Below are 19,485 nucleotides of genomic sequence, written 5' to 3'. Positions count from 1 at the left end.
TTATTGAATATTTTCATTAAACAACTTTTGGATTTTATGTCATTTTCCTTTTTCTGTTAAATCCGGCTTGATCCAGATTGTTTTAAAATCGACATTTCCCCGGGTATTTAGTTGTACCCCTTTAATCGAGGGGTGGAAGGTTGACTCAATGTTTTTATGAACGAGGAACACAAGCGCATTTGTTTCTATCAGGCGGGACTCAATTTCCGAAAACAGGATGGAACGATCCTCTCGCCTTGATGCAGCCATGATTTCCGTCATGTTCCTGTCGATAAACTCTGCTGTTTCTTGATTGAGGTGCTGCCGTAAAAAGCTGAAGCCTGATTGATAGAGTTCCAGTTTCGATAATTCATTTTCTCCCCAAACGGCTTCAAACAAAATACAGTCTGCTTGATTGATATTTTCCTGTTTAAGGATTTCATTCCAACCGAGAATCGTTACATGAAAAGAAACGCCATAGTTGGCTGCTTCCTGTTTGATCCATTCAGCATCTGGTTGATGGCGGTCGTACGTGAAAAGTTGTACTGATTCTCCCCGATAGCCTGCTGCCTGCAACAAAACCCGGATTTCCTCATCGTCCACTTTTTCAAAAGTCATTTCCAGTGAATCGTTTATGTCAAAGTTAGCAGCAGGAATCATTCGCGGCGGTCCGAGATCGGCAATCAATTTTTTCCTGTCGATCAGTTTATGGACTGCTTTTCGGAAAAATAAGTTTTGCTGCGGGCCGGTCTTTTTCCCTAGATTGAAAGTAAATAAAGTACTTCCTTCATACGTCCCCTTGATCAGTTTATGTGACGGGTCGCCAATATGGTTGCTGCCTTCTCCAGTGTTAACAAAAATACTGGTATGATCTGCTAAAATTTCTTTCTCGTATTCTCTCGGGACATTTAAGATCTCAATTCGGTCGACGAAAGGCCTGCCTTCAAAATAGGAGGGATTTGCCTCAAGAGCTATGTAATTTGGGTTATAAGTTTGAACCTTGAAAGGTCCGGTTCCGATGTAACTTGTGCTTCCTGAAGGAATGACCGAAAGCGCCGGAAAACTGAGAAATTGCAAAAACAGCTCGTTTGGTTTGTATAAATGGAAGCGTATCGTATATCGATTTAAGCATTCGATAAAGTGAATATTCTCTACGAGCCAAAATTGCTCAAAATCAGGATGCAATAGCAACGAGAATGTGTACTTAATATCTGTTGCTGTAAGCTCCTTGCCGTTGTGAAATAGAATCCCTTTTTTTAAAAAGAAGGTCCATTCTGTTTTGTTCTCGTTAGCTTCCCAGTAATGGGCCAGTGTGCCCATAGCCTTTTCAGAAGCATAATCGTAAATAACGATCGTGTCATATACATGGAATCATGATTACCGCTGGAGCCTATTTATTAAGCTTGTTGATCCTGTCCCGGCTGGCACACCCATCCGACGAACAACGACAGAAAGTCTCTGGTTTCTTGGCTGACTTACATGAAGGATGGAAATCATTCCGCGGCAACAGAGCCCTTTGGCTGATGACCCTGTTTATCATGCTGTTGAATGCAACCGCTACTGTTGTTCAAACAACGATCATTATTTTTGCAAAGGAAGATCTTCACCTTGCCTCTTCACAAGTAGCAATTGTCATCTCGGCTGTCGGAATTGGCGGAATGGCAGGCAGCATGTTGGCCAGTAGATTGAGGCTGTCATGGGGTCTGGGCGTATTGTTTGGCTTGTCGGCAATTTTTCATGCAGCTGCATATCTGTTGCTGTTTTTTTCATACAATAGCTACATGTTAATTATAGCATTGTTTATCAGCGGGCTGGCGACCTCATTTTACAGCGTCTGTGCCTATACATTCAGGCTCGAACAAACACCGCCCGAGCTGATCGGCAGGATCAGCGGGATCACCGGAACGTTCTTTAGGATTGGCATGCCGATTACTGTCTATTTATCGGGATGGGTTATTCATGAGTGGGGCACGGCACCTATCTTTCTCATGTCGGCAATCTTTAACGCAGCAGTGTTTGTCGTGTACCGCGCGACATTTTTATGGAAGTTAAAATGAAAAATCATGGGAGGTTGCAATATGAACTATATTCAAGTGGAAACACTAACAAGCGGCCAAATAGACGATTTATACTATCTATTTCAAATGGAATGGTGGACGAAAGGGAGGGAGCGGAAAGAAATCGAGACTATGGTGGAAAACTCCAATATTATTATTGGTTTCATAGATGTGGACACCCAAGAATTGATCGGATTTGCCAGAGTTCTTACTGACTTTGTCTATAAAGCTGTGATTTTCGATGTGATGGTCAACAAACGTTTTCGCGGACAACAGCTGGGGAGGAGCTTGATGGATGAGATCATCCATCACCCCAAACTTAAGTCGGTAAAGCATTTTGAATTATATTGCCGAACGGAAATGCGGCCATTCTATGAAAAGTGGGGGTTTACCGAAAAATTGGGTCCATTGCATTTTATGAGAAGAGTTAGCGGCCAATAGGAATCTTTGATTCAGCTAACTTTTTAAAATGGAATACCTATTAATGGATGAAACCGTTCCTCTTCGAAGATAAATCGGTTTCATCCGCAAGTAAATCGAGCTTAACCGCAAGTAAATCCTCCCTCCGCTCCCGCTCACTTCACTTCATAAAAACTTCAAAATAAATAGCCCATTCGAGTCATAGGAAACCAACTTTCCTTCCTTTACGCTAAATATAGATAACCTTTACGGAAAAAGGAAGGTTGTGATGGATGAAGAATTCTATCAAAATTCTGCTGGTATTGGTGTTTGTAAGTTTGTTTTTTGGAAAAGAGGCATGGGCGCAAAATTCTCTACAAACTCAAATTAATGCTGCCCCGGTTGGAGGGGTGGTTAAGTTAAAGGCAGGTACATATCGTGAACGGATTGTCATAAACAAGCCGGTTGTGGTGGAGGCAGAAGGGGTAATAATCCATAACTGCTCATCCAAACCCGCCATTACCATTACTGGAAAGCGAGTTAGGCTTAGAGACATCAAACTCGTAGATTGTCTAAGCGGCAAGAACAGTGCAGCGATTTCCATTAGCGGCAGTGGGCACCAGCTTCATAATATTTCTGTTACTTCGGAAAAAATCGCTTTGAAGCTGAAAAATGTCCAAAAATCCAAGTTTGAAAATATCCGGATTCATGGGCAACACAAAGAAAATGGGATTGACCTTTGGCAGTCTGAGCAAAACCTCTTCCAACAATGCGAAATAAAAAATGTCCAAGACGGAATTTACCTTGAAAACAGCAATCATAATACCTTAATAAAAAATTCTATTGAACATTCAAGGTACGGAGTCCACGTGATGTTCTCAGATCATATTACCCTAAAGCAAAATACATCGACGAAAAATGTAACTGGGGCGATGATTATGGGGGTGAAATACGCGGAGATTAAGGAAAACCAGTTGATTGATAATCAGCAAAATGTGAATGCCCAGGGGCTGCTTTTGTATGATGTTCATCATTCCAACATTCGTGATAATACGATTTCGCACAATCGTCTCGGAATGTATATCGAAGATTCCAGCAGCAATACGATTATACAAAACAAAGTCGAGGCAAATTTTATTGGAACACAAATGAAAAAAATGACTAAAACGATAATGGAAGAGAATGCTTTCATCGCAAATGTAAACGTTATCCAAGCAACTAGCAGCCGTGAAAATCAAATCCAGCATAACTACTGGGACGGTGCCTTAACATTGGATACGGATGGAAATCACAAAAGTAACATCGCCTTTAAGGCTGACCCTTATTTTCTGACACTGACAAGTGAAACGCCGCCATACCAGTTGTTTTTTCAGCATCCCGGCCTTGTTTTACTGCAAAAAATGCTCAAGAGTCCTGATGAGATGCTGGTCACTGATCAAGAACCACTGATGACATCTGACTGGCAAAAAAACGTCCAAGTGAAATCAGAAAAACGATCTGTCCTACTGTTAAGCCTTTTACTGATTACCGGAAGTTTATTCTTACTATATATTGGGAGGAAAAAAATATGAAGTTTTCAATTGTAAAACAATCTGTTCTTATTTTTTCTTTGCTGTTTTTGATTGCCGGGTGTGGAAAAACCGACTATAAACCTGCTGCCATCAATGAAAAAACAGATAAATGTGATGTTTGTCATATGGCAGTAAAAGATGACGGGTTTGCATCAGAAATTATTCTCGAAAATGAAAAGACGCTCAAATTTGATGATATCGGCTGTATGTACAAATGGAAAAGTGAAAACAAGGATGAGAAAATCGGTAATTCCTTTATCAAAGACTATCAAACTAAAAAATGGCTTGAGGTGGAGAAAGCATCATTCGTTTACGACAAATCGATTAAAACGCCAATGGCCTACAATGTCATTGCCTTTGGCGATAAAAAAGCAGCCCAAGACTTTATCGACAAAAATAGCGGCGAACTATTAACTGCAGACGATCTAGGCAGCCATAGTTGGGAACGAAATAAGGCAATGATGGAAGAAATGAAGAAAAAAATGAACATGAACATGAATCATTAATCGCCGGAGGGACAAGTTCTCTCCCTATTAAATAAAAATGTGTTTAAGATCTATTTATAAAGAAAGGAGCGCAAACAATGATCAATCTATGGTTTTCAGAATGGAAAACATTGACGAGACAGCGCTCTTTTTATACTTTTCTTTTCCTATGGGTGATTGTTTTTTCCTTATTATTCTTACTGGAGAAAAACAATATGGGCATTTCCGGCTTTACCAATATAAGCGGTACGATTGTCAACATTTTATTGTATTTATTACCGCTGTTTATGATGATGAACGGTTCCTTTTCGATTGCAAATGAAATGGAAAATGGCCAATGGCGGCTTCTGTGCACGTATCCTGTCAGTATCGCTGCTTACATAGGCGGGAAATTCCTCGGTATTTTTACGGCACAAACCTTAATGTTTACATTTAGTTTTGGTGTAAGCATGCTTATTGGTTTAATAACAGGAGTTCCGTTATCGCTTGCCTGGCTGGTCAGGATTTATTGGTTTTCCTTATTGCTCATATTTGCTTTTTTAATGATGGGTATTTTTCTTGGAACCTTTGTCAAAACAAAGTGGCAGGCATTCACATTGTCAGTCGCGGCCTGGTTTTTTGGTATCATGATTTGGCCGACGGCATTAATCGCCATTCTTGGACTCATGCCGTATCCACTGATTGAACCATTAATGAAGCTGGCGATGTTCATCAATCCGGCCGAGTTTTTTCGTGTTTTCCTGATGATTCGCTGGGACAGCGGCGCTGTTTTTGGGCAATCATATGATTCGGTTGTCCATTTATTTGAATCGGGCACGGGAATCATTCTTTTGATTCTCTATCTGCTTGCTTACTTTTTGCTGCTGTTTACCTTTGCCATAATCAGCTTGAAACGGAGGAGAATGACATGACCGCCCGACTCGAAATCAAACAGGTCGCCAAGTTTTTTAAAGACAAAATGGCACTTTACCCGTTTTCACTTTCGGCTGAAGAAGGGCAGTGCATCGCTTTATGCGGTGGAAACGGTGCCGGTAAAAGCACGTTGCTTCATATGATTGCCGGCCTTTCCTTACCAAATGAAGGGAAAATCCTGATTGATGGCGTTGACATACTGACCAATCGTAAAAAATACGTTTCACTGATCGGCTATATGCCTGATGAATTTTATGCTCAAGAATCCTTAACTGTTAACGAGTTTTTCACCTTTTATGCAGCCTTTAGAAAAGTCGCCAAATCCCGAATTCAAGAGGTCATTCAGCTACTCGGCCTGGAGGAAAAACAGAATGAACGAATCCAGCATTTATCGAAAGGGATGCGGCAGCGGCTTTTATTTGGCCAGGCATGGATGGCACATCCCGCTGTCCTAATCCTCGATGAACCAACAAACGGCCTTGATCCCTACTGGATTAATGTATTCATTGATTTACTGAAAAAAATAAAAAGCAGCGGCACAACCATAATTTTTTCCACCCATATGATGGACGTTGCCGCAGAAGCCGCAGATCAAATAGTCTTTATGGATCAGGGTAAAATGTCCGAACTTATTGTGAATAATCATCAAAATCCCGAACAACTGATGGTAGACTTGACCAACCGCTATCGGCAAAAAGAAGTATCTATGGTTAAATAGATATATATAGCGTTTTAGAAGGTGGCGTTTTCAATGTCTTACCGAACGTTGAAAGTAATTACAATTTTACTTCCTGCTATCTTGATTGGTGGATTTGAACTTCTCAGGCATAGCGTTTTCCTTCATAAACTATCGATGTCTTTGGGAAACTACTTGATTATCTTGTTAACATTAGTGATTATGTATTTCTTCTCAACCTGGATGTTTAATATCATTGCGAAAAAAAATAGACGAATTGCATCGGAACGGGAAATGCGGGCCGTATATGAGGAACGGGAACGGCTGGCAAAAGAATTGCATGATAATATTGCGCAAACGTTATTTTTACTGAAAGTGAATCTATCAAAAGGAAAAATAGAAGAAGCAAAGGGGTTGCTCAATTCGATCGATGCCAATGTTAGGCAGGCGATTTATAATCTACGGATGAATCCCGAGGAAATGCCGTCGTTACAAAAACGAATTGAAAATTGGGTTAATGAGTGGTCTGCCGTGTCAGGGATTGAGGCGAAGATTTCGATTAGAACCGAAGAAGGATCCTTTAGCCCCGCGGAAGAGGTACAGCTTTTTAGTATTATTCAGGAAGCGTTTACGAATATCCGCAAGCATTCCCAGGCAACCACAGCATTTTTACAATTACATACAACTTCTGAAGGCTGGACAATGACGATCAAAGACAATGGCAAAGGGTTTTTGCCCAACCAAAGTGAGCGCACCCGATATGGTTTAGTTATGTTAAGGGAAAGAGCCCAGAAAATGGATGCCCAGCTTGAGATAATCTCTGAGTTAGACGATGGAACCATCATCGTCGTAAAAAGGGAGCGAAACCACGGTGACTTATCAAGTGTTAATCGCAGATGACCATCCACATGCACGCCGGGCAATATTGGAGATTCTTGAAGACGATAATCTTTTCTCAATTGCCGGGCAGGCGAAAAATGGCAAAGAGGCAATCCAGCTATGTGAAGAACTGAACCCTGATATTTTATTAATTGATATTGAAATGCCTGTCATGAATGGCTTGGAGGCAACAAAAATTATCAAAGAAAAATTTCCTTTGATAAAAGTGATCATCCTCAGTGTTTCTGATAACGTTGGTGATTTATTTACAGCGATTCAATATGGGGCACAGGGATACTTGTTGAAAAATATGGAGCCGGATGATTGGCTGCAATATCTCCACTCGATTGTTGATGGCTCCGACACCATTACAAGGAATCTCGCTGGAAAACTTTTATACCAATTTAGAGAGCGCGACTTAATGAACACCCCTGAAATCAGCACCTTGACAGCTAGGGAAAAGGAAATTCTCCTGTTGGTTTCAGACGGGCTCACCAACAAACAAATCGCGGAAAAACTATATATCGCCGAAAACACCGTTAAAAACCACATCAAACACCTGCTAAATAAACTTGGTCTCGAAAACAGAGTACAACTGGCATCCTATGCGGTTAAATACATCTCAAATTAAATGGGGAGGGACACATAAAAGCATTTTAAAGAACTATATTTTGATGAAAAACAACTTCCAGTATTGGTAAGGAGTTATATTTTCGTATTTTTTAAGGTTTTAGTATAGTTACCGGGTTCGCTGAATCCCATCTCCTCACTAATTTCGCTAATGGCGGGGTCCGTCTTTTCCAGTAACTCCTTGAGCCATTCTATTTTTTAAAAAAATTTGTTAAGTAAAAGGAACTTCTTTCGGGAATGTTCCTTTTTTTAATAAAAAACCATTCTCCGCATTTTCCTCATTTTAACTCATCGAGAACTGTGATAAATGTCACGAATATGCCAAATTTGTCGAATTTTTTAATGGTAAAATATATATGAGTAGACTAATATAGTTATTTTTCATTTAATTCAAATCATTCAAGCAGGTGATTAAATGAATAGAATATTGAAGGAGGAAAAAGGAATTTCACTTGTCGAGGTACTTGCATCCATTGTTCTTACCACGATTTTACTTATGCTTGTCAGTTCTTACTTTATTCAAAGTTTCCAGCAAAACAAACATATGGATAAAAGTTTTTCTTCCATTCAGCTTTGTCAAAGTCTTTTAGATGTATATAAAGCAAAGGGATTTGACATTTTATCTTCAAATCTTGGGAATCCAAAGTCGATACAAATAAACGACGAACTTCAACTAGACTCCTCAACTGACGTATCCAGGTATTCCGCAGAAGTTATCGTTATCCCTCATCCAGATCTTCCTAATCGCGTCCTTATTGTAAAAATAACCGTATTTACAAAAAACGAACAGAATAAAACGCAACTGGAGGGGTATGTACGAAAATGAGACGACAAAGTGGCGTAACTTTAGTCGAACTATTAGCGGTACTTGCGATTTCCTCCATTATCCTTATTACTGCTTATTCGATCTATACTACCGCAATGAGAGTGAATAAGGCTTCCATCGAAGATGTTAACATTAGAAATGAAACCATTGAAATTTGTAATCAATTTGACAAAATGATGCTTAATGTGGACACGATTGAAATCATTGGCGAAGCAAACAGCGAAGATCATTTCACTAGTTTTTGGGCGATTGAAAATGGTGTAGAAATGAATACCACCTCAGGCGAGTATGAAGAAATTGAAAGATCAAAAGTTGCAATTGAAATTAACAAAAAGGACTTATTAATAGAGGGAAGAAGGATTAATTCTGACCCATATTCTGTTGAAGGCTCCTCATTTTCTTTAAAAAATGGAGGCCTTTTAGTCAATTTAATTATCTCAGACCAGCAAAATAATCAAAAATTTGAAGTGAATAAATTCTACCGATTATAAAGTGAGGGCATTCCCATGGTTAAAAAATTCCAAGCACAACAAGGCTATTCCTTGGTTTCGGTCCTTTTAATATTTACTTTGATTGGAATTATTGGGCTTTCATTAACTGCTTACACCATGAATTCTTTAAAAGGTGTTGTGAAAAATAAAGAGTCTATTGAAAACAAGGTAAATGCGGAAAATTCAATCGAAATGGGCCTCGCATATATTGATCAGGAAATTGAGAATCTTAATAATGGGGACTTGAATGAGAGTACAGCTTTACCACTGTTGCAATCTGCCTTAGATCATGTTGCAGCCCTTGGTGTTAACAATGGATACACTTTAGAGCGGAAGATAATAAAAAATTCCGGTGTTATATTAGAAGAGGTCACGATAAAATCCCCGATTGGACAAACAGGAAAATTTATAAAAAAGAAAGTAACAATTTCTACTATTGCTGAGGTATTTCAATATAGCACCGTTTCTCCAAGTGATCTTGTACTAAACGGGGCACCATATCTTGAAGGGGATGTATTAGTCAATGGGAACGTGTATACCAGAAATCAAGGAAAGTTTATAAAATACCGCTTAATCTTGCCTGATCGGGATTATTGGGTTAATACTTCATACCCTGCGATTAAAGGGAACTTAACGGTTTCCGGGGGTTATTATCGCTATAATCAAAAACAAAATAGTTGGGTCCCATTTATACCCGAACCGGATAATATGAATAAATATTTTTCGGTTGTTCCAAAAATGCTCAATCGGAATTTATTAACGGAAACCATACTGCCGAAAAATCTGGTAGATGAAAAAAAGAAAACTGAAATCAGCCAAAAAAATCTTAAAACCTACTGGCTTAATGATTTTGGTAAAGTTGTTGGTCCGACAACAATAAATGGCTCGGCTGAATTTTTACGTCTTGGAATCTTGGAATCTGGTAAACTGGTGATCAATGGAGATGCCAGAATAAATGGAAATCTTAGGATCGATCCCGAAGGTGAATTAATTGTGAAAGGCGACCTTTTTGTTGGCGGGGACCTAAAAATACGTACAGCCCAAAAGTTACTTAGAGAAAAATCTGGCGGTAAGTTAACAGTGGAAGGATCAATTCATGTCAATGGCAAGGGATATTTAGGCAGCGAGCTTATTGATTTAAACAAGTATACACCTGATGAAGTATCTAAATATGGTTCGCTTACGTTAGGATCCGAAGATAGTTTTATCTATATTGACGAAAAAACAGAGATAAAAAATTTTAATTTCACCGGAAAAATGTATATTGAAGACAGTGTGGATATTAATGGTGATTTTAATACAAACGGAACGGTATATGTTACACGCCAAGCTAATATTGAAGATTTTTCGGATAAAGACGGGACGGCTGTGATTATTGCTGATGAGGAAGTCACAATTGCCAATAATAATGAATTTGAAGATAAGCCTAAGGTACTGAATGCTTATTTTTATTCAAATCGACAATTGGAAATTTTTGGAATTGGATCGAATCTGAAAATTCATGGCGGTGTTTACGGGAATCCGGTGGTATTGAATGTTACTAAGGGAAAAACAAAAGATAAGCCTTTTGCAAACTCTTTTTCGGTTGGGCCGTCATTAGACAAGCTTTATTTTCAAGAAAGACAAACTTCACTGGCCCCAACAACATCGAGACTTTCAATTATATATAATAAAGGGATGGTGTTAAATCCGCCGATTGGAATTCCAACGGTTGATAAATTCACGATGAAAGAGCTTGAAACCATTTATGAAAAATAAGATATCCTTCACGATTATGGTAAACTATTACGGGCAGTCTCCGACCAGATATAATGCAAATTACTGCAAACAGCCAATTTGCTAATTAAGTGTGAAACTTTTAAACTTAAAGAGTGTTGAAATATTTTTTAATGGGTGATCAAATGGCGAAATCAATAGCAGAAAAGTTAAATTTGCAAAAATATAAAAAGAAAGCGGTATTAAATCTACCTGCTGGAGCTGATTATTTTGCTGATCTGGCGGAATATGACTCGGAGTTAGTCTCACTGCCGTATGATCTCATTTTTGCCTTTGTCCTGGATTTGGAGTCACTAAAGGAGCTTGTTTATCAGGTCATTGAAAAAAATGCCCTTAACAAAAACGGCTACCTTTATTTAGCTTATCCGAAAAAAGGCAATAAAGTATACTCAACGTTTATTCATCGTGACGATCTATTAACCGGGTTAGGTGCTGACGAGAATGGTTATATTGGAGACAGCACGATTAAATTTGCCCGGATGGTCGGATTGGATGAGGTGTTTACAGTAGTTGGCCTGAAAGAAGAATCGAAAAAGCAGGAACAAAACGCTGCCTCCAAACCGAGCCAAAGGGTAGAAGACTATGAGGCTTTAATTCCAGAGGTGGAAAAGGATTTACAGGATACACCAGAATTGCTGGCTTTTTATCAGTCACTCACTCCTGGCTATCGTAAAGACTGGGCACGATATATCTATAGTGCCAAACAAGAAACAACAAAGGCCAAACGCCGCGAAGAAATGAAAATGATTCTTAGTGAAGGGTTTAAAACCAAAGATCTATATCTTAGAAATAAAAAATGATTGGGCTGGCTTTAAAAGCATTAAGATGCCCTTAAGCTTAGAAAAGGAGTTCGCTAGGTAACAATGGATTTCCAAATCAACATCATCAAAAATCGCTGTAAGGGAGCATAGAGATGGGAAACAATAAAATTCTCAAAATTCAAAAGCTTAGTTTTCAATGGGAGACCGAAGATCCCTTTCTTATAACTATGCATCATAAAGATGCTTATCCCGCCGGAAATGATCAGCAGGGGCCGGCCGTATCGCTGGAGGGCAGGGATTTGGGCCAGGATTTTACTGTAAAAGATGGCTTTAGAATGTATCATGGTACAACTGTTCCAGGATTTCCAGCCCATCCACATAAAGGATTTGAAACCGTAACCATCGTTCTTGAAGGGTTTGTTGATCATTTTGATTCAACCGGTGCTAGAGGACGCTATGGAAATGGCGATGTGCAATGGCTGACAACCGGGAAAGGCTGTCTTCATACCGAAATGTTCCCTCTCATCCATCAGGATAAGGACAATCCGCTTGAGCTTTTTCAAATTTGGCTGAACCTCGCTGCTAGAGAAAAATCAGCCAATCCAAATTATAAAATGCTGTGGGCTGAAGATATCCCCGAAGTGGAAACAACTAGCCCTAATGGGAAGAAGACAACCGTTCGCCTCATTGCCGGGAGCCTGCTAGGCAAGACTAGTTTAGATCCAGCCCCTGCTTCTTGGGCCAAGGATCCTGACCATCATGTTAGTATCTTTCTTATTCATATGGAGCCAGAGGCTACGTTTAAACTGCCAGCTGTCTCGAAAACATTGAACAGAAATATGTATTTTTACCAAGGGGAAAAAATCCAGTTAGAAGGCACGACCATTATGGCTTTCCATCGTGTAAAGCTTGCGGGTGACCAAGAGGTTGAAATGACCAATGGCAGCCAGGATGCTTTTATTCTGTTGCTTGAGGGAGAGCCGATTCAGGAGCCGGTTGCCCAGTATGGTCCGTTTGTGATGAACTCGGAGGAAGAAATCCGCGCTGCCTTTAATGACTATCGCCGAACACAATTCGGAGGATGGCCATGGGGACGGCTTGATCCTGTCAACGAGCGCAGTGCCGGAAGATTTGCCCAACATGGTGATGGAAGAGTAGAACAAAGATCGTGAAGCATGGATTTTCATGCTTCTTTTTTTGCAAAAAATTACTGGTATTGACTTTTTCCTTTTTGCTGAATCCAATGCATAATTGCTGCAATAACCTTTTCAAGCTCCTTCCCAGCTGATGTTAATTCGTATTCCACCTTTTTTTGCGAAGTTTTATCTACCCTTTTAATAATTAGCCCTTCTTTTTCCAAATCTCGTAGCCGTTCTGTTAACAACCGATCCGAAATGCCAGGGATTTCCGCCAAGATTTGATGATACCTTTTGGGTCCTTGTAACAAACTATAAATAATCACACCAACCCAACGTTTACCAATGAATTCAATAGTACTGTGGAAGTCTTTGCAAATTCCCTGACACTCATTAGGGGTGATCATTTTCGGCGAACACTCATCCATGAAACAGCCTCCGTAGAATTTAGTCTTGATCCTATTTTACTAAAAATAATGAAACTTGACGAATAAACTAACTAATAGTAAGCTTATTTCTGTACTTACTTAAAGTAAGTTTAGAAAAAAGCGTGGAGGAGACAAATGATGACCACTACAGCAATGAAAAGCTTATCTGATGTGATAAAAGAACGTCACTCAGTTAGAAAATACGACCCTAACTTTAAGATTTCAAGACAGGAAATTGAAGAAATTTTAGGCGAAGCCATTTCTGCCCCTTCTTCAAGTAATCTTCAGCCATGGCGCTTTATTGTCTTTGATGATCAAAATACGAAAAAGGAACTGCGGGAAATTGCCAACAACCAGGAACAGGTGGAGACATCATCAGCCGTTATTGCCGTTTTAGCTGATAAGGAAATGTACCGCAACATTGAAAGAGTATACCGGAGTGCTAATGAGGCTGGGTACATGGATGAAGCTAATATGGAACGGTTAATCAAAAGTGCTAATAGTACGTATCCACATGCCTCTGAAGAAATTCGCAAAAATATTGCCTTCTTTGATACAGGGCTGGTTTCGATGCAAATTATGCTGCTTGCAAAGGCAAAAGACTATGATACTGTTCCAATGGGCGGGTTTGATAAAGCAAAATTTAGTCAGCGATTCGCTGTACCGGAACGCTATGAACCGGTTGTCCTGATTGCATTAGGCAAAGCAGCAGCACCCGCATTTAAAACGACAAGGATTCCTTTAAAAGAGGTACTGGAGTATAAATAATAATTGCCCGAAGCATTTATATGGTCACTCGAAAATCTAATAATCAAATTGAACAAGTAACAGAAGCAGCTTTGAAGGTATAGGCTGCTTTTTTCTTTTATCCAGTGTCAAGCGCCGTTAACACGTCTGGTCAGCTAAGCATAGACTAGATCATCAAGAAGATTGGAGGTTTTTGCGGATGATAACAGGACCTAATATGTTTGGGTATCAACCGAGTCCCTATTCACGGTCATATTATCAATATACTTACTCCTACCCAAAGGTTTATTACGGGTCGCCTCCCCCGGGACATTGGTATTTTGGGGGCAAATATGGCGGTGTTTATGGTGGCGGTCAATTAGGCGGCGGCACTGGAGTTGGCTACAATATTGGCGGTCAATTAGGCGGTCAGCATGGGCTTGGGGTTTATTCCGGCGGCCAACTGGGTGGCGGACAGGGACTGGATGTACATGCCATGGGCTCTTTAGGAGGTCCGAATGGCCTTGGACTTCAGGCCGGCGGTCAATTGGGAGGAGGACATGGTCTTGGTCTTCATGCGGCTGGTCAATTAGGCGGTCAGCAGGGCGTTGGTGTTCAAGCCGGCGGACATTTAGGTGGCGGGCACGGCCTTGGAGCACATGTAGGTGGGAAGTTAGGAAAATACGGTGGCAATTTTGGCTTCCAACTTGGAGGAAAAAAGATCGAAGAATCAAGCAGCTAATAAAAAAATAATCCTACAACGATCATAAAGACATCGATCATAAAAAATCGCTGTCTTTTTTCTTATTTTAGAAGGAATATTTTGTTAATAAAATAGTTTAGAAAAATGTATCAGCGATTTTTCCTACATATCGGCGAAACAGGACCTTTTATCGGTGAATTATGCCAATATATCGGCAAATCAAAAATGTTCCTTGTTCAAGTTAACTTAATTGGCTGAAAATGACGATTGTTATTGACGATGAACCTTATCACTGATAATATTCATTTATTATTCTAATATAGATTCACCTTGTATAAGTTCGAGAATATGGCTCGAATGTCTCTACCAGGCTGCCGTAAATAGCCTGTCTACAAGGGGCAATGCGTTTGATTTATCAAAGTATACAATTTGTCCTTTGCAGAACATCCTGCGGCAGCTTGAGCCGGGGGATTTTTTAATAGATATGGAGGACAATCATGAGAAACTACTTTCAATTTTCCGAGCGGGGTACTTCTTTTAAACAGGAAAGTGCCGCAGGAATTACGACATTTCTATCAATGGCTTATATTCTAGTTGTCAATCCGGTGATCTTGAGTCAAACCGGCATGGACAAGGGAGCGTTATTTACGGCAACTGCCTTATCGGCGATTATCGGATCCTTGTTAATTGGTGTAATGGCTAATTTTCCAATCGGAATTGCGCCTAGCATGGGAATTAATGCCTTTTTTACGTTTAGTGTCTGTATTGGCATGAAAATACCGTGGGAAACAGCGTTGGCCGGGGTATTTGTCGCTGGATTGTTATTCATGATCTTAAGTATATTAAAAATCCGCGAAAAAATTATTAACGCTATTCCCGCAGATTTAAAACATGCTATTGCCGCTGGGATTGGTTTCTTCGTGGCTTTTATGGGTTTGAAAAATGCCGGTATTATTACGGCAAATGAAGCTACTTTTGTTGCAATTGGCAACCTCAAATCAGCCCCGACCGTACTCGCAATTGTTGGCTTTATCATTATGATTTTTCTATTAAATAAAGGGATAAAAGGGGGCATTTTTTATGGAATGGTGCTCACAACCATTCTCGGGATGATATTTGGAATTATTACTCCTCCGGATAAAATTATTGGGAGCATTCCTAGTTTAGAGCCTACCTTTGGGGTGCTATTCGGCCATTTGGATGAGATTTTTTCGATAAAAATGCTAGCTGTTATTTTCACCTTTTTATTTGTTGCCTTTTTTGATACAACCGGCGCTTTGATCGCGATTGCCAGCCAGGCCGGTTTAATGAAGGATAATCAGATTCCAAATGCCGGGAAAGCCCTTTTGGCCGACTCGTTGTCCGGTATTGTTGGCTCTGTATTGGGAACTTCAACAACGGCGTCATTTGTGGAGTCAACGGCGGGGATTGCTGTGGGCGGCAGGACAGGCTTTACATCCATTATCATCGCCGCATGCTTTACCATATCATTGTTTTTTGCACCTGTACTTGCGGTTGTCACACCGGAGGTAACGGCACCAGCCTTAATCATCGTTGGTGCGATGATGGCAACCGAGATCAGCAAAATCAATTGGAGTAACTTTGCTATTGTGATTCCATGCTTTGTCACGATTATTACGATGCCTTTAACCTATAGTATCGCAACTGGAATCGCCTTAGGATTTATTTTATATCCAATCACGATGTTAGCTACTAAGAAAACATTGGAAGTCCATCCGATTATGTATGTTTTATGTGCGATATTTATCGGTTATTTTGTCTATGTCATATAATAATAGCTGGATATGGTTCAAAATCCTACAGATATCAAGAAAATGCCCACGAATGGCGGACAAACGTCGCGACCCGTTCGTGGGTTTTCTTTTGATGATAACCATGACTATAGGCGCGCTTGGGATAAAATATCGTGTTTTTTTTATTTCTGTGATATTTTTCATATAAAAAAATGATTAATTTATATATTATGGGAATAAAGGACTAAAAAGGGTTTTGCTATATTTAATTCCACTTAAAACAATAATTGTATGATTGCTTTAAGTCTTGAATTAATGTAAGTTCCTGTTAGGAGGAAATACAGAAAGGGTGACCTCCATGAGTATGTATGAGCGAAAAGTTTTTCTTGCTATTAAAATTGAGCGATTACGAAAACGGATGATTAAATTAGGAATGGAAAAAGGTCTTTCTGCTGAAGAAACACTTCTTGCAAGTAAAAAACTCGATATAGCTTTAAATGAGCTTGTTAGTATGGAAGATAAAAGTGGAATGTGCTGTAAACATTCTGCGTCTTAGTGATGAAGGCATTGCTGCAGGCATCGCTTTTTAAATAAGAAAACCAATCGAACGAGCGATTGGCTGTTAATATCTTCTTTTATAAGAGGGAGAAAGAAAAAATGACAATACTGCCTGACTTATGAATAAACCAAACTTCCTGAAGCAAGGTCGACAATCCTTCTTGCTAAAATAAAACTGGGATCAATGACATTGATGCCATCCTGTTCACTTAAAACACAAGGAATTTCGGTGCACCCGGCAATGACGGCCTCTGCCCCTGCAGTAATCATTGTCTCGGCTGCCTGCAGCAATATTTCCTTCGCTTCCATGGTATCTCCGGATTTTACCGCATAAATCCCTTCCATCACTCTCGCTTGTGTCATTTCGTCAGGTATTAGTACAGTAATTTTACCTTCACTAAGATAATTTTGGTATAGCTTTGTGGCCAGTGTTCCATCAGTCGCTAATAAAGCAATGCGTTTTAATCCCGTTTCCTTAATATAGTTTACCGTTTCTTTCGGCATGTTTATAATCGGGATGCTGACTGCGGCTTGAATATCTGGTAAAAAATAATGTGCCGTATTGCAGGCAATCGCAAGCATATCAGCTCCAGCCATTTCCAATCTGCGGGCTGATTGAATCATAAATGGCAGTGGATTGATTCCATCTTCTATGATCGCTGAAGTACGGTCCGGAATTTGCGGATAATTATCCACGATCATATGAATATGTTCCTGATCGTTTTTTGCAGGTGTTAAGAGAATCATTTTTGTCATCAAATCAACTGTAGCTAGCGGTCCCATGCCGCCGATAATACCGACTGTCTTCATACCACTCTCCACCTTTTTGATTATTCACTTAAAGTATAAGTCCAGGGTGAGAGGCAGCGTATATCGAAATCCTATATTCATTATAGAACTTCTATATATAGGGACTAGATTTCGGTTGAAACTTATATCCCTATGAATGTATCTGAGTTCATACACTGTTGAGAATAAAAAAGTCAATAAAAGGTGATTTCCGCTCACCCTTTCGATAAATAATCTCAATTTTTACATCAAGTTGACCTGGGGAAATGAGTGGGACACGAAACAGTCGACCGTCCGCAAGCTCTTTTACCACACAATGCTGTGGTAAGAAGCTGACCCCCACACCATTCATGACCAGGTTTTTGGCTGTTTCCATACTATCTACTTCAAGAATGATATTAGGTTTAAGATTTTTAGAATCAAATAAACGATAGATCATCAACCAATCTACCGACCCATAATCAAAAAAGATCAATGGTTGTTCACTTACTTCCTCAATCGTGACCTGCTCACTTTGTAGAAGGGGATGTCCCGCCGGGGCAAACAAGCCAATCGGATCGTGGCGAAATAACAGTGATTTAATTTGCGAGTGTTTAACCGTGCGAACGATACCGAAATCGACCTTCTTATTCAGCACTTTGTCCAAAATATCGTTGGAATGCCCAGTAATAATCTTGATGTTGACATTAGGATATTCCTGTTGAAAGGTAGGAATGAGCTCTGGGATAATATAATTCGAAATAGAACTGGCACAGCCAATTTTTAATTGATTGGGTGTGGTGATAGGATGATGCAGTTTCACCTTTGCTTCCTGATAAGATTGGAGAATCGTTTGTGCATATGGCAAAAAAATTTTCCCCTGTTCACTTAGGGAAATATGTTTCCCAGTCCGCTGAAACAATTCCACATTAAGTTCACTTTCCAGGGAGTGAATCCGTGCGGTAACGGAAGGCTGTGTTAAATAGAGAGCCTCGGCCGTTTTAACAAAGCTTCCTAAATGAACAGCATAGACAAAAGCCTCAATATTTTCGAGATTCAATTCGGAACCCACCCTTCTGACGGCTCGTGATTTTTGATGTTAGTCATGTAACTATATTCTTATAATATAATGAATTAGTAGAATGGGTTATGAATTTTACAGGAAAATTCACTGACGGATCCAAGAATTCCAACAATACTGATAAAGAAACTATTGAGAAAAAATGAATTAGTTCACAAATTGTTAAGAAAGTAAACGCTCGTAGTTCGCTTTTTTATTTTATACTATAAACAGCACAAAGGCGTGCAGCTTTAATATTGAAGGCAATGGGGCTTTTGAAATTTCAAAGGTCCCTTTTTGTTTCTTTAAAAAGATAAAGCTGTTGAGTTTATCGATTACAGATGAATAAAAAATAGTTATATATGCTTCAATGTTGAAGCATAGATTTAAAAGCAAAGAGGCTTAGGGTTATAAGTAATATTCCTACCTTTAGGGATATTTATAATCTTAAGCCTTTTTGCTTTTATAAGCCAAAAAGAATTTGCATAGGCTTGAGCCCAGTAGTTTTAGCCATCATGAAAGTATAACTATTTTCATTCTTTGTGGTGCAGCGCTGATTTTGCGCTGCATGGGAGACTAATAGAGAAGTATAAAATTTTTCCTATATTTTTGGAGGAGGGAGATTGAGAAATGGATCTTGAAACAGTTATTAACCAAATACTTGAAGAACTCATCAATGGTGATGAAACAAAGGCAACTAACGAAAACAGCCAAATGGATAATCTTTCAAAAAACGTAATAGAAGTTATGTTTAACCATGAGAGTCTGAAAGAATAGTTATTTCAAAAATTCACGAAGGAGGTTTAGCTCCTGTTGAAGCAGGTGCATATCTTGCCGGTCTAATTCAAACCATACTTGAACAAAAGGCTTCCGGCATCAATTTAAATAAGTATCATAAATTTCAATAAAT

Annotated in this window: 23 protein-coding genes and 1 riboswitch; of the genes, 19 read left to right on the top strand and 4 right to left on the bottom strand. The window is 39.5% G+C overall.

Going from position 1 to position 19,485, the window contains the following annotated elements:
- Nucleotides 1-39: 39 nt before the first annotated feature.
- Entirely contained in the window at nt 40-1,299 is a 1,260-nt protein-coding gene (locus JK635_RS21835; protein ID WP_202656046.1) for an ABC transporter substrate-binding protein, read from the bottom strand.
- 53 nt (nt 1,300-1,352) lie between these two features.
- On the opposite strand from JK635_RS21835, the gene JK635_RS21830 reads away from it, so the two are divergent.
- From JK635_RS21830 to JK635_RS21770, 13 genes are all read left to right on the top strand, one after another.
- Nucleotides 1,353-2,036, top strand: coding sequence for an MFS transporter (locus JK635_RS21830; protein ID WP_202656045.1), 684 nt, complete (start codon nt 1,353-1,355; stop codon nt 2,034-2,036).
- A 21-nt stretch (nt 2,037-2,057) separates the two neighbouring features.
- A complete protein-coding gene (locus JK635_RS21825) occupies nt 2,058-2,477 on the top strand; it encodes a GNAT family N-acetyltransferase (RefSeq protein ID WP_202656044.1) in 420 nt (139 codons plus the stop codon).
- A gap of 251 nt (nt 2,478-2,728) precedes the next feature.
- A complete protein-coding gene (locus JK635_RS21820; protein WP_202656043.1) occupies nt 2,729-4,006 on the top strand; it encodes a right-handed parallel beta-helix repeat-containing protein in 1,278 nt (425 codons plus the stop codon).
- Nucleotides 4,003-4,512 carry a nitrous oxide reductase accessory protein NosL gene (locus JK635_RS21815; protein WP_202656042.1) on the top strand — a complete coding sequence of 170 codons (510 nt, stop codon included), beginning with the start codon at nt 4,003-4,005 and terminating at the stop codon, nt 4,510-4,512. Before JK635_RS21820 ends, JK635_RS21815 begins: the two co-directional genes overlap by 4 nt.
- A gap of 77 nt (nt 4,513-4,589) precedes the next feature.
- On the top strand, nt 4,590-5,402 hold the full coding sequence (locus tag JK635_RS21810) for an ABC transporter permease (protein ID WP_202656041.1): 813 nt from the start codon (nt 4,590-4,592) through the stop codon (nt 5,400-5,402).
- The gene (locus JK635_RS21805; RefSeq protein WP_202656040.1) at nt 5,399-6,121 is read left to right on the top strand and encodes an ABC transporter ATP-binding protein; all 723 of its coding nucleotides are present in this window, start codon (nt 5,399-5,401) and stop codon (nt 6,119-6,121) included. Before JK635_RS21810 ends, JK635_RS21805 begins: the two co-directional genes overlap by 4 nt.
- A gap of 33 nt (nt 6,122-6,154) precedes the next feature.
- Nucleotides 6,155-6,979 carry a sensor histidine kinase gene (locus JK635_RS21800; RefSeq protein ID WP_202656039.1) on the top strand — a complete coding sequence of 275 codons (825 nt, stop codon included), beginning with the start codon at nt 6,155-6,157 and terminating at the stop codon, nt 6,977-6,979.
- Nucleotides 6,951-7,589: a response regulator gene (locus JK635_RS21795; RefSeq protein ID WP_202656038.1), complete on the top strand. Its 639-nt coding sequence runs from the start codon at nt 6,951-6,953 to the stop codon at nt 7,587-7,589. Before JK635_RS21800 ends, JK635_RS21795 begins: the two co-directional genes overlap by 29 nt.
- Before the next feature lie 414 nt (nt 7,590-8,003).
- A complete protein-coding gene (locus tag JK635_RS21790) occupies nt 8,004-8,414 on the top strand; it encodes a type IV pilus modification PilV family protein (protein WP_202656037.1) in 411 nt (136 codons plus the stop codon).
- A complete protein-coding gene (locus JK635_RS21785) occupies nt 8,411-8,905 on the top strand; it encodes a prepilin-type N-terminal cleavage/methylation domain-containing protein (protein WP_202656036.1) in 495 nt (164 codons plus the stop codon). Before JK635_RS21790 ends, JK635_RS21785 begins: the two co-directional genes overlap by 4 nt.
- Nucleotides 8,906-8,920: 15 nt before the next feature.
- The gene (locus JK635_RS21780; protein WP_202656035.1) at nt 8,921-10,663 is read left to right on the top strand and encodes a hypothetical protein; all 1,743 of its coding nucleotides are present in this window, start codon (nt 8,921-8,923) and stop codon (nt 10,661-10,663) included.
- A gap of 143 nt (nt 10,664-10,806) precedes the next feature.
- Nucleotides 10,807-11,481, top strand: coding sequence for a YdeI/OmpD-associated family protein (locus JK635_RS21775; protein WP_202656034.1), 675 nt, complete (start codon nt 10,807-10,809; stop codon nt 11,479-11,481).
- A gap of 113 nt (nt 11,482-11,594) precedes the next feature.
- On the top strand, nt 11,595-12,614 hold the full coding sequence (locus JK635_RS21770) for a pirin family protein (RefSeq protein ID WP_202656033.1): 1,020 nt from the start codon (nt 11,595-11,597) through the stop codon (nt 12,612-12,614).
- Between the two features lie 35 nt (nt 12,615-12,649).
- Here the strand turns inward: JK635_RS21770 and JK635_RS21765 are convergent, their stop codons facing one another.
- Nucleotides 12,650-13,006, bottom strand: coding sequence for a winged helix-turn-helix transcriptional regulator (locus JK635_RS21765; RefSeq protein ID WP_202656032.1), 357 nt, complete (start codon nt 13,004-13,006; stop codon nt 12,650-12,652).
- 135 nt (nt 13,007-13,141) lie between these two features.
- On the opposite strand from JK635_RS21765, the gene JK635_RS21760 reads away from it, so the two are divergent.
- The 4 genes from JK635_RS21760 (at nt 13,142) to JK635_RS21745 (ending at nt 16,745) form a co-directional block, all read left to right on the top strand.
- Complete coding sequence (locus JK635_RS21760) at nt 13,142-13,774, top strand: nitroreductase family protein (protein WP_235888311.1); 633 nt, start codon at nt 13,142-13,144, stop codon at nt 13,772-13,774.
- Between the two features lie 178 nt (nt 13,775-13,952).
- The gene (locus JK635_RS21755) at nt 13,953-14,474 is read left to right on the top strand and encodes a hypothetical protein (RefSeq protein ID WP_202656031.1); all 522 of its coding nucleotides are present in this window, start codon (nt 13,953-13,955) and stop codon (nt 14,472-14,474) included.
- Between the two features lie 271 nt (nt 14,475-14,745).
- A riboswitch (purine riboswitch) is annotated at nt 14,746-14,847 on the top strand.
- Nucleotides 14,848-14,932: 85 nt separating this feature from the next.
- Complete coding sequence (locus JK635_RS21750) at nt 14,933-16,228, top strand: NCS2 family permease (protein ID WP_202656030.1); 1,296 nt, start codon at nt 14,933-14,935, stop codon at nt 16,226-16,228.
- 319 nt (nt 16,229-16,547) lie between these two features.
- Nucleotides 16,548-16,745, top strand: a complete 198-nt coding sequence (locus JK635_RS21745) for an aspartyl-phosphate phosphatase Spo0E family protein (protein ID WP_202656029.1) — start codon at nt 16,548-16,550, stop codon at nt 16,743-16,745.
- Nucleotides 16,746-16,864: 119 nt separating this feature from the next.
- Here JK635_RS21745 and cuyB read toward each other — a convergent pair whose 3' ends face one another.
- Both cuyB and JK635_RS21735 read right to left on the bottom strand, forming a co-directional pair.
- A complete protein-coding gene (gene cuyB, locus JK635_RS21740; protein ID WP_202656028.1) occupies nt 16,865-17,557 on the bottom strand; it encodes a cysteate racemase in 693 nt (230 codons plus the stop codon).
- A 148-nt stretch (nt 17,558-17,705) separates the two neighbouring features.
- Nucleotides 17,706-18,575, bottom strand: coding sequence for a LysR family transcriptional regulator (locus JK635_RS21735; protein ID WP_202656027.1), 870 nt, complete (start codon nt 18,573-18,575; stop codon nt 17,706-17,708).
- Between the two features lie 630 nt (nt 18,576-19,205).
- Here JK635_RS21735 and JK635_RS21730 point away from each other — a divergent pair.
- On the top strand, nt 19,206-19,352 hold the full coding sequence (locus JK635_RS21730) for a hypothetical protein (protein ID WP_202656026.1): 147 nt from the start codon (nt 19,206-19,208) through the stop codon (nt 19,350-19,352).
- Nucleotides 19,349-19,483, top strand: a complete 135-nt coding sequence (locus JK635_RS26255; protein WP_202656083.1) for an ethanolamine ammonia-lyase light chain EutC — start codon at nt 19,349-19,351, stop codon at nt 19,481-19,483. Before JK635_RS21730 ends, JK635_RS26255 begins: the two co-directional genes overlap by 4 nt.
- Nucleotides 19,484-19,485: the final 2 nt, after the last annotated feature.

The organism is Neobacillus paridis (assembly GCF_016765675.1).
Classification (GTDB): domain Bacteria; phylum Bacillota; class Bacilli; order Bacillales; family Cytobacillaceae; genus Neobacillus; species Neobacillus paridis.
Note: the sequence above shows the minus strand (reverse complement) of the source record. Positions and strands in the feature narration are given on the sequence as shown.

Coding starts and splice junctions, on each gene's coding strand:
- JK635_RS21765 (WP_202656032.1), bottom strand. CDS start 13,006: ATGGATGAGTGTTCGCCGAAAATGATCACCCCTAATGAGTGTCAGGGA.
- JK635_RS21780 (WP_202656035.1), top strand. CDS start 8,921: ATGGTTAAAAAATTCCAAGCACAACAAGGCTATTCCTTGGTTTCGGTC.
- JK635_RS21790 (WP_202656037.1), top strand. CDS start 8,004: ATGAATAGAATATTGAAGGAGGAAAAAGGAATTTCACTTGTCGAGGTA.
- JK635_RS21830 (WP_202656045.1), top strand. CDS start 1,353: ATGATTACCGCTGGAGCCTATTTATTAAGCTTGTTGATCCTGTCCCGG.
- JK635_RS21760 (WP_235888311.1), top strand. CDS start 13,142: ATGATGACCACTACAGCAATGAAAAGCTTATCTGATGTGATAAAAGAA.
- JK635_RS21755 (WP_202656031.1), top strand. CDS start 13,953: ATGATAACAGGACCTAATATGTTTGGGTATCAACCGAGTCCCTATTCA.
- JK635_RS21775 (WP_202656034.1), top strand. CDS start 10,807: ATGGCGAAATCAATAGCAGAAAAGTTAAATTTGCAAAAATATAAAAAG.
- JK635_RS21815 (WP_202656042.1), top strand. CDS start 4,003: ATGAAGTTTTCAATTGTAAAACAATCTGTTCTTATTTTTTCTTTGCTG.
- JK635_RS21770 (WP_202656033.1), top strand. CDS start 11,595: ATGGGAAACAATAAAATTCTCAAAATTCAAAAGCTTAGTTTTCAATGG.
- JK635_RS21835 (WP_202656046.1), bottom strand. CDS start 1,299: ATGGGCACACTGGCCCATTACTGGGAAGCTAACGAGAACAAAACAGAA.
- JK635_RS21730 (WP_202656026.1), top strand. CDS start 19,206: ATGGATCTTGAAACAGTTATTAACCAAATACTTGAAGAACTCATCAAT.
- JK635_RS21810 (WP_202656041.1), top strand. CDS start 4,590: ATGATCAATCTATGGTTTTCAGAATGGAAAACATTGACGAGACAGCGC.
- JK635_RS21805 (WP_202656040.1), top strand. CDS start 5,399: ATGACCGCCCGACTCGAAATCAAACAGGTCGCCAAGTTTTTTAAAGAC.
- JK635_RS21800 (WP_202656039.1), top strand. CDS start 6,155: ATGTCTTACCGAACGTTGAAAGTAATTACAATTTTACTTCCTGCTATC.
- JK635_RS21745 (WP_202656029.1), top strand. CDS start 16,548: ATGAGTATGTATGAGCGAAAAGTTTTTCTTGCTATTAAAATTGAGCGA.
- JK635_RS21820 (WP_202656043.1), top strand. CDS start 2,729: ATGAAGAATTCTATCAAAATTCTGCTGGTATTGGTGTTTGTAAGTTTG.
- JK635_RS21785 (WP_202656036.1), top strand. CDS start 8,411: ATGAGACGACAAAGTGGCGTAACTTTAGTCGAACTATTAGCGGTACTT.
- JK635_RS21750 (WP_202656030.1), top strand. CDS start 14,933: ATGAGAAACTACTTTCAATTTTCCGAGCGGGGTACTTCTTTTAAACAG.
- JK635_RS21825 (WP_202656044.1), top strand. CDS start 2,058: ATGAACTATATTCAAGTGGAAACACTAACAAGCGGCCAAATAGACGAT.
- cuyB (WP_202656028.1), bottom strand. CDS start 17,557: ATGAAGACAGTCGGTATTATCGGCGGCATGGGACCGCTAGCTACAGTT.